Origin of the sequence: Bradyrhizobium sp. 142 (assembly GCF_023074015.1) — a bacterium.
Lineage (GTDB): Bacteria > Pseudomonadota > Alphaproteobacteria > Rhizobiales > Xanthobacteraceae > Bradyrhizobium.
Genome location: NZ_JADPKQ010000136.1, coordinates 82,630 through 91,521, shown reverse-complemented (window position 1 = coordinate 91,521; position 8,892 = coordinate 82,630). Strand labels below are relative to the sequence as shown.

The following is an 8,892-nucleotide window of genomic DNA, read 5'->3' as shown; positions in this document are numbered from 1 at the left end:
CCATAAATCTGCCGCGCATGATCGTCTCCACCGATTCGAGATGATAAAGTGAATCATCAGACCCCCTCCGTGGCGAGGGGGTTTTTCAGCAGACTGCTAGCTAGAAAGAACAGCTTACTTGCTGCGGCCAGCCCCTTGCGCAACCGCACACGAAACATGTCGGCAGCGGATGCTCATGCGACGCAATCGGCGACGGCAATACGTAGGCGGTACTTTAGGGCAAAGCACGTGCCATCCGTGATCTCTCCGCACAGTGCTAAGAGCTAGAGTTCTTGGGCCACCTCCCACGCATGACCTGCGGGATCGAGGAATGCCGCCGTCCGACGTCCCCAGGGTCGGTCGGCAGGTCCGTTCAGGATCGGCACCTGCCGCCCGACAAGCTTCGCGCAACACGCATCGACGTCGTCGACCAGCACGGTCAGCAGCAGTCGCGGAGGGGCGCCCCGCGCTCCAACCGGATGCGGCGTCAGGAGCTCCGGCGCGGCGAGCGTTCGTCGAGAAGATTGATCATCAAGTTCTGCAGCTTGAGCACCGCCGAGTTCTCGTCCTCATAGATGAAATTGCCGCTGAACACGGCCTCGTAGAAGGCTTTTGCGCCGGCCAAGTCCGACACGAAGAGCGTGATGCATTGGACGTTATCGATTGCCGTCATTTGAAGGTCTGCCTCCAAGCCAAATGCCCGCGACAGCGTCCGGCTGATCCGATCGAACCGTGGCGGATACGCTCAATGACGTGCGGGCTGAGCCGAAGAATACGCGCCTCTCCCCGAAACCGCTACGCCTTGCCGCCCGAGCCCTCACGTATCCCGCACCGATCGGTATTGGTCTGTGGATCGTCGAACCGCGACGAGGGAGCACGACGTTTCTGGCGCTGAGATCAACCGGGTGAACGTATATTGGGACGGAATGGTGTCAGCCCACCGTCCCGCGACCATGCAAGGGAAGCGGCTTCTCGACGATTATTGGGCGGCCCGCCCGAGCTGCACGTCGCGTTCGACCACGATCCATGTCGCCTTCGCTACGGCCAGCAACGTCCCGGCTTCATCATGGACAGCCGCCTCGGCAACGCGTTTGCGGCCGTCGCGGCCGATTGGCCAGGCCGTGATGACGCAGCCTTCTCCGGGGCGCGGCCGTGATTCTACTCGTACCGACATCCGTCCCAGCAGGATCGGCGCCTTGTCGAAGCTGCCGCTCTGCGAATTGTAATTGCAGGCATAGCCGGTGGGGCAATCGAGCGCCGACCAGAGAAATTCGGGGGCGACCAGGCCATCTCCGGCAGCCAAATTCGGATCCGGTATCCAGCTCGCCGCGAGAACGGCCAGAGCATTTTGCGAGCGACGCCCGAGCGGTCCGGCAAAGATACGCAGGCCATCTCCTTTCGCCCGTGCGGGACCACACACGAAACACGTCGGCAACGGATGCTCGTGCGGCTTGACCGGCGTCAGCAGTTCGGCGGCGCATGCCTCCTCGAAGCTGGCCGTCTCCAGACGCGCAAGCTCGACATTTGCCGGTCGCGCGGCCGCGACGACCGTGGCGCCATCGCGAAGCTCCCATGCCCCGTCGTCGATCGCGATCGTATCGAGCGGCTTGTCCAGGGGAGGCGGTGCGCGCAGCGTCACCTCCGCGCCGCCGGCAATGTGCCGGGCCAGCCGGCCGCAGACATAACCGCCATTCCCGGAGTTCGGAGGACCACAATAGCGCTTGTCGATGATGATCATTGTCATCGGAATCTCATCTCCCGCCGTCACCGGCGCATTTTATCTGAGCTTGAGGACAATTCGTCCCTGGACGGTCCGATTGGCCACCGCCCGCATGGCTTCTCCAACCTGATCCAGGGGCAGCACGCGATCGATGTGCGGGCGGATGCTTCCCTCGGCCAACAATTGCATTAGCGTATCGTTCATGCGCGCGGCATCTGCGGGAAATTTCTCCGCCCAGGCGCCGGCAAAGACACCGACGATGGAATAGTTCTTGAGCAGAGGCAGATTCATCGGGAGCGACGGAATCACGCCGCTGGTGAAGCCGATCGGCATGAGACGTCCGCCCCACTTCATCAGCCGGGCCATCTGTTCGAAAACCGTTCCGCCAATATTATCGAAGCCGACATCGATGCCGTCACCGCCGGTGATCAACTTGATCCGCTCGCGCAGATCTTCGTTGCGATAGTTGATGACATCGCGAGCGCCGTAATCGCGCACCAGGGCAGCCTTGTCATCGGAGCCGACGCCGGCGACGACGCGCAGGCCGAGATGGCGGCCGAGGTCGACGGCGGCAAGTCCAACGCCGCCGGCAGCGCCCGTGACAAACGCGGTTTCGCCGCGTTGCGCCCGTGCCCGCTCGACCAGCGCGTAATACGCCGTGCCGTAATTGTGCAGGACCGTCGCCGCGGTTTCGAACGCGACATCGTCCGGCAGCCGTACGCTCTTTGATTCCTTCGCAATCATCCGTTCGGCGTAGCCGCCGGTCCAGCTGCTGCACGCCACGCGATCTCCCGGTGCGAATTTCGTGACCTTCTCGCCAACAGTCACGACTACACCGGATGCTTCCGTGCCGGGCACGAAGGGTGTCGGTGGCCGCATCTGGTAGAGGCCCGAGACCAGCAACTGGTCCATGAAGCTCACGGAGGCTGCGTGAACATCGATGAGAATTTCATCTCCGGCCGGCTTCGGCTGATCAATCTCGCCGATGCGCAGGTCGCCCGGTCCAGTGAATGTACTGCAGAGAACTGCTCTCATCGTGGCGCTCCAATGTGTTGTTCTACTCATCGCGGTGCTCCAACAGGCCATGGAGGCTGCCGATCTTCGGTCCGGCGGCGACCGAAAAGACGCGGCACCAGCATGGGAACGCGCCGGCGATACTGCTGATAGGTCGCGCCGAACTCGGCGATCAGATCCCGTTCCTCGAAGTGAAGTCCGACCAAGATGTAGGCTGTGTTCGCGATCGCGAACAGAAGATGGCCGGCGGTCATCTCTGGCGCGGCCCAGAACGCGAGCAGAAACCCCAGCATGAGCGGATGCCGCACGATCTTATAGAGCAGCGGCGTCTTGAACGACTGGCCGGGCATCTCGGCCCCGCGGAGCGCGACGAAAGCCTGGCGCAGGCCAAACAGATCGAAATGGTCGATCATGTGGGTTGAGGCAAACGCGATCAACCAGCCAAGCCAGTGAATGCCGGTCAGCAACCAGGCCGCAATGCCGCCGACCTGCCAGACCGGCGTCGGGATCGGACGCCACTGCCAGAACAGCAAGAGGAGGATAAGGCTGGAGAGCAGCACGTAGGTGCTGCGCTGGCAGGCGATGGGGAGGTTTGCCGCCCACCATCGTTTGAAGGCCGGGCGCGCCATAACGCTGTGCTGGATTGCAAACAGGCCGAGCAGCAGCAGGTCGACGACGACGGCCTCGGTCAAATTCGTGGTGCTGCCGACGTCGATCGATTTCGGCACGACATAATTGCCGACGAAACCAAGTGCGTAGAGAAATGAAGCAGTGAATATGGCATAGCTCACAATGGCGTAGAGCAGGATCAGGAGGCGCGCGAACATGTTTGTTCCTATTGTGCCGACAGCAGTGTTGCCGCATGCAGAAGCCTGAAGCGTTCGATGGCGAGCAGGCTCGTTCGGGCATGACTGCTATTGCTAGACCGTCCCCTGCGCGTCCCCCGGGGGACGCCGCCAGGTAGAGTTGATTTCATGGCCGTCTTCTCGCTCCGAACGCTCGGGTTCCCGGAAATCCATGGTGACGACCGGCCGATCAAGCTGAACTTGCGCAAGGGTCTTGCGCTGCTGCTCTATCTCGCGGAAGTCAAAGGCGCCGTGGCACGGGACGTCATTGCGACGCTGCTGTGGCCCGAGACTCCCCGCGAGACCGGCCTCGCGCGACTACGGCGCCTGCTTCATCGCATCGAGCTTGCGCTAGGCCAGCCGGTTTTCGAGACCGACCGCACCAGCGTGCGCTGGTCGCCGGCGATCGAGCTGAAGGTCGATACGCATCTGCTCGAGAGCGCCTGTGACCGAGGCGCCTTCGAGGAAGCCTGCCTGATTTACCGGGGTGATTTCCTGGCTGGCTTCGCTCTGGCCGACTGTCCCGAATTCGACGATTGGACGTTCTTTCGCCGGGAGGCGCTGAGGGGACGGCTCGTGCACGCGCTCAAGCGTCTAGTGCAGGACAAGAATGCGGCCCGCGACCATTTTGCCGCGACAGTGCATGCGGGGCGCCTGGTTGAGCTCGATCCGTTGAGCGAGGTGTACGGCCGGCATTTGATCCGCAGCCTTCTGCTGGCTGGCGATCGAAGCGCGGCAGAGCGGCACCACGCGACACTGACACAGCGGCTGCGCGACGAGCTTGGGGTGGCGCCGGAAGCCGAGACCGAAGCACTCATGGACCCCAGTGCGGCTTCGTCGCTCGCCGCAGTTCCGACCACGCGCTACGTCAAGGGCGCCGGCGTGCACTTGGCGTATCAGACCTACGGCAGCGGTGAGTTCGATATCCTGCTCATGCCCGGTTTCGTGTCGCATGTAGAACGCGGCTGGGAGCATCCCGCGAGCCGGACGTTTCTGGCTTCATTGATGAGGCTTGGACGACTCATCATTCTCGATCGGCGCGGTATCGGGCTGTCGGACCGGATCGGATCAGCGCCTGATATCGAAGCCACCGCAGAGGATATCGGCACCGTTTTGCGGGCAGTGGACGCGCGTCGCGTCGTCCTGTTCGGAGCGTCGGAGTGTGGGCCGGCGTGCGTCAGGTTTGCGGTCGACACGCCGCGACTCACGGCCGGCCTTATTCTGTTCGGCGCGCTGGCCAAGGGCTGTTGGGCGCCGGACTATCCGTACGCGTTGCGCACAAGCCAGTATGATGCCTGGAGCCAGCGGCTCGTCGCCGATTGGGGCGGCCCGGCCGGGATCGAAACCTTCGCGCCGAGCCTTGCCCGTGATCCGCAGGCGCGCGTCTGGTGGGCCGGGCTGCTGCGCGCGGCTTCCAGCCCCGGTGGCATCTCGGCCGTGCTCGAGGCGTTTCGCGACGCCGACGTGCGGCATCTCCTGCCGCAAATTGCCGTGCCGACCCTGGTGCTGCACCGGCGGAACGACCAGGCTGCGCGGATCGCGGCCGGCCGCGATGTGGCGAGCCGGATCACCGGAGCGCAATTCGTCGAACTCGACGGCAACGATCACTGGTTCTTTGCCGGCGACCAGCAACCCGTGCTCGAGGCGATCAGGCGATTTACGGAAGCTTTGCCGCGCAAGGGCAGGGCGCGGCGTTAGCGCTGTAACCCGGATGGAGCGGGAGCGTAATTCGGGATGGTTTCCCTGCATTCCGCTCCGCTGCATGCGGGCTACGCCATCGGGATAGAGCGATCACACCGCTTCGAGCTGATCTGCCGTGCGCTTCTTCTTTGCCTTCGACTGGCTGAGCAAGGGGCCCGCCGCAAGCGCGGCCGTATCGGCCACGCCCGGATCGCGCGACACCATGGCTGCGACGATCGCGCCATCGATCAGAAGCCCGAGCTGATGCGCAAGCACGATGGGCTCGGCCGAGCCGAGCTCGCCGGCGAGCTTTTCGATGTGGCCGAGCACGATCTTCTTGTGCTTCATCGCGATGTTGCGGAACAGCTTCTGGTCCTTGTCGTGCTCGCCGACCGCATTGATGAAGGGGCAGCCGTAGAAGCGCTCCTCGGCGAACCAGCTCTTCAGCGCCGGGAAGATGCGCGTGAGTTTTGCCTGCGCGTCGCCGCCGCCTTGCTCCATGGCGCCGATGAACCATTCGCGCCACTGCTTGCCTTCGCTCTCCAGCACTGCGTTGACAAGATTGGTCTTGGAGCCGAACAGCTTGTAAAGCGTGGTCTTCGCCGTGCCGGCTTCCTCGATGATCGCATCGATGCCGGTGGCGTTGATGCCGTTCTTGCAGAACAGATGCGTCGCGGCGCTGAGCAGACGGCCGCGCGCGGATTCGTCGTCGCCCGTGCCGGCCTGCGGCGAATTCGATTTCTTCTTCGATGACATCTTGTTCAGTGACGATTTGGCCATGGGCTGCAACTTAATCGCAGCCGCGCCGCATCAGCAAGCCGCATCTGTTCCGAGCTGAAAAGATTCGCATGGCAAAGCGCATCTGCATCGCCTTTGAGCAGGACGCCCCTGATCAATACGCAGGCAGCGATCGCTAAGCGGCTCCAATGCTTCGCATTTTGATTTTGCACCGGTCTGGCACGCTCCATGCAAGGAAACAGACCGTTCGGTATCCTATCGATTTTCTGACTCCTAGGGAGAAAACTGATGACTGCGGTCGTTCAAAAAACGGTGCTGACGGGCTGCCTTGCGCCGATCGACAGAGGTGGGCTCGAGCAACTGATCGTCAACGGCAAGGCCAATCCGAAGGTCATCAAGACCTTGAAGTGCAAGACGATCGCGGAAGGAAAATTCCGTCACGCCAACTATATCCGCAACCTGCCGCCCTACATCGTCGACGAGCCGCCGGGCCTGCTTGGCGATGACAGCGCGCCGAATCCGTCGGAGGCTTCGCTCGCCGCGCTCGGCTCCTGCCTCGCGGTCGGACTGCACGCCAATGCCGTGCACCGCGGCTGGATCGTCAACAAACTCGAGCTCGAGCTCGAAGGTGACCTCAACATTACCGCGGTCTGGGGCACCGGCGACATCTCCGACAAGCCGGTCGGCTTCACCGACGTGCGCGTCAAGGTTGACATGGAATGCGAGGGCATCTCGCCGGACGAGATCAATGCGCTGGTAACCCACGTGAAGAAGTGGTCACCGGTCGCCAACACCTTCACCCGTCCGGTCAATCTCGAGGTCGGCATCTAGCGCGCGGCGGCAGTGGAAAAGGTGCGGGAGACGATCATGGGGACACTGGCTTTATCGCGGGTCGAAGCTTTGGATCAGCCCGCACCGTCCATTGCGGGAGAAGTGGCGCGGATCGCGCGGGAGCAGCTTGCGCCGCTCGCCGCCGGCGTCGACGACGGCTCGGTCTATCCGGCCGAGGTGCTGCGCCGCTTCGGCGAAGTCGGCGCCTGGGGCAGTCACATGCCCCAGGAAGGGCCCGCGGACTTGCGCTGCGCGATCCAGGCGATGGCGGCGATCGGCGAGGTCTGCGGCGCCACCGCCTTCATGGCCTGGTGCCAGAACACGCTGGTCTGGTACGCCGCCAACTCGACCAACATGAAGCTCGCAAAACGCTTCGGCGACGGCTTTTCGACCGGCCGGCTGCTCGGCGGCACTGGGCTGTCCAATCCGATGAAGAGCTTTTTCGGCATCGAGAAGCTCAAGTTGAAGGGGCGCAAGGTCGAGGGCGGCTATATCGTGCGCGGCGCGTTGCCTTGGGTCTCCAATCTCGGCCCCGACCATTATTTCGGCACCATCTTCGAGCGCGAGGACGAGCCGGGCACCGTCATGTTCCTTGCCGACTGCGCCGATCCCGCGATCACCCTCGCGCCTTGTAAGCCGTTCCTCGCCATGGACGGCACCGGCACCTACGGCGTGCAGTTCCGCGACGTCTTCGTGCCGGACGAGTTGATCCTCGCCGATCCGGCGACGCCCTTCGTCAAGAAGATCCGCGCCGGCTTCATCCTCCTCCAGGCCGGCATGGCGCTCGGCCTGATCCGGGACTGCATCAACATCATGGACGAGGTCGATCGTCCGCTCGGCCACATCAACCGCTATTTGCCGCAGCAGCCAGTGAATTTCCGCGATCTTGCCGCCGAGCTCGAGGCCGAAACCATGGCGCTGGCGCGCGATCCCTACAATGAAGAGGACACCTATTGGCGCAAGGTGATCGCGCTGCGTTTGCGCGCGGGCGAAGCCAGCGTCGCGGCGGCGCATGCGGCGATGCTCCATTGTGGCGCGCGCGGTTATCTGAAGAGCCACCGCGCGCAGCGGCGCCTGCGCGAAGCCTATTTCGTCGCGATCGTCACGCCCGCCACCAAGCAGTTGCGCAAGATGCTCGCTGACGCCTGAGTCTACCCGAGTCCACCCCGAAGACCACTTAACCTCAACGGAGAGGCTGCCAATGACGGACGTTCTGATCTCTGCCAGCGAACTTGCCGATCTCTTGAAGACCGAGCCGTGTATCGTCATCGATACCCGCAATCCCGACGCCTACGGCGCCGGGCACCTGCCCAACGCCGTAAACGTGCATGAGATTTTCACTTTTCTGGCGACCTCGACGCCGGAAGGAATGAGCGAGCTGAAGACCAAGTTCGCCGACGCCTTCGGTGCCGCTGGCCTCTCCGGCAAGGAGACGGCTGTGGTCTATGAGCAGTCGATGAATTCTGGCTTCGGCCAGTCCTGCCGCGGCTACTATCTGCTCACCATGCTCGGCTACCCCAAGATCAAGGTGCTGCATGGCGGTTTTGATGCCTGGGCCGCAGCTGGCCTGCCGGTCACGAAAGACGTGCCGGCGCCGGCGAAAGCCTCGTTCTCGATCGTGCCCGAGGCGGGCGAGATCCTGATCGACGCGAAGACCATGCTCGGGGCTGTCGGCAAGCCCGGCATCGCCATCCTCGACGTGCGCGACGTCGATGAGTGGATCGGCGACAGCTCGTCTCCGTACGGTAAGGATTTCTGTCCGCGCAAGGGCCGTATCCCCGGTGCTGTCTGGCTGGAATGGTACCGCATGATGAAGCCGACCGCTGAAGGTCCGCGCTTCAAATCCAAGGACGAGATTTTGGCGGAGTGCGCCACCGTCGGCATCTCGACGACCACGCCGGTCTATCTCTATTGCTTCAAAGGGGCGCGCGCCTCGAACACCTTCCTCGCGCTCAAGAATGCCGGCGTGAAGGACGTGCGGATGTACTTCGGCTCCTGGAACGAGTGGTCGCGCGATCCGTCGCTGCCGATCGAGCAGGGACTGCCGATTGCGACTGAGGTCACGACCAAGGCGGCCTGAGATAT

The 8,892-nt window shown here is 63.2% G+C and carries 8 protein-coding genes and 1 pseudogene; 4 read left to right on the top strand and 5 right to left on the bottom strand.

Features of this window, described 5'->3' with window-relative positions:
* Positions 1 to 263: 263 nt before the first annotated feature.
* From IVA82_RS14055 to mddA, 4 genes and pseudogenes are all read right to left on the bottom strand, one after another.
* Positions 264 to 652, bottom strand: a pseudogene (locus IVA82_RS14055) (VOC family protein).
* A 306-nt stretch (positions 653 to 958) separates the two neighbouring features.
* Positions 959 to 1,723, bottom strand: coding sequence for a hypothetical protein (locus tag IVA82_RS14050; RefSeq protein ID WP_247380523.1), 765 nt, complete (start codon positions 1,721 to 1,723; stop codon positions 959 to 961).
* A 33-nt stretch (positions 1,724 to 1,756) separates the two neighbouring features.
* Positions 1,757 to 2,734, bottom strand: a complete 978-nt coding sequence (locus tag IVA82_RS14045) for an NADPH:quinone oxidoreductase family protein (protein ID WP_247380521.1) — start codon at positions 2,732 to 2,734, stop codon at positions 1,757 to 1,759.
* A gap of 26 nt (positions 2,735 to 2,760) precedes the next feature.
* Positions 2,761 to 3,540: a methanethiol S-methyltransferase gene (gene mddA, locus IVA82_RS14040; protein WP_247380519.1), complete on the bottom strand. Its 780-nt coding sequence runs from the start codon at positions 3,538 to 3,540 to the stop codon at positions 2,761 to 2,763.
* A gap of 147 nt (positions 3,541 to 3,687) precedes the next feature.
* Here mddA and IVA82_RS14035 point away from each other — a divergent pair, with 147 nt between their 5' ends.
* On the top strand, positions 3,688 to 5,256 hold the full coding sequence (locus IVA82_RS14035; RefSeq protein WP_247380517.1) for an alpha/beta fold hydrolase: 1,569 nt from the start codon (positions 3,688 to 3,690) through the stop codon (positions 5,254 to 5,256).
* A gap of 93 nt (positions 5,257 to 5,349) precedes the next feature.
* On the opposite strand, the gene IVA82_RS14030 is transcribed toward IVA82_RS14035, so the two are convergent.
* A complete protein-coding gene (locus tag IVA82_RS14030) occupies positions 5,350 to 6,018 on the bottom strand; it encodes a TetR/AcrR family transcriptional regulator (RefSeq protein ID WP_247380515.1) in 669 nt (222 codons plus the stop codon).
* 246 nt (positions 6,019 to 6,264) lie between these two features.
* On the opposite strand from IVA82_RS14030, the gene IVA82_RS14025 reads away from it, so the two are divergent.
* From IVA82_RS14025 to IVA82_RS14015, 3 genes are read left to right on the top strand one after another with little or no spacing between them, the layout of a single operon-like run.
* On the top strand, positions 6,265 to 6,807 hold the full coding sequence (locus IVA82_RS14025) for an OsmC family protein (RefSeq protein ID WP_247380513.1): 543 nt from the start codon (positions 6,265 to 6,267) through the stop codon (positions 6,805 to 6,807).
* A gap of 36 nt (positions 6,808 to 6,843) precedes the next feature.
* A complete protein-coding gene (locus tag IVA82_RS14020; protein WP_247380511.1) occupies positions 6,844 to 7,956 on the top strand; it encodes an acyl-CoA dehydrogenase family protein in 1,113 nt (370 codons plus the stop codon).
* Between the two features lie 52 nt (positions 7,957 to 8,008).
* Positions 8,009 to 8,887: a sulfurtransferase gene (locus tag IVA82_RS14015; protein ID WP_247380509.1), complete on the top strand. Its 879-nt coding sequence runs from the start codon at positions 8,009 to 8,011 to the stop codon at positions 8,885 to 8,887.
* Positions 8,888 to 8,892 lie beyond the last annotated feature (5 nt).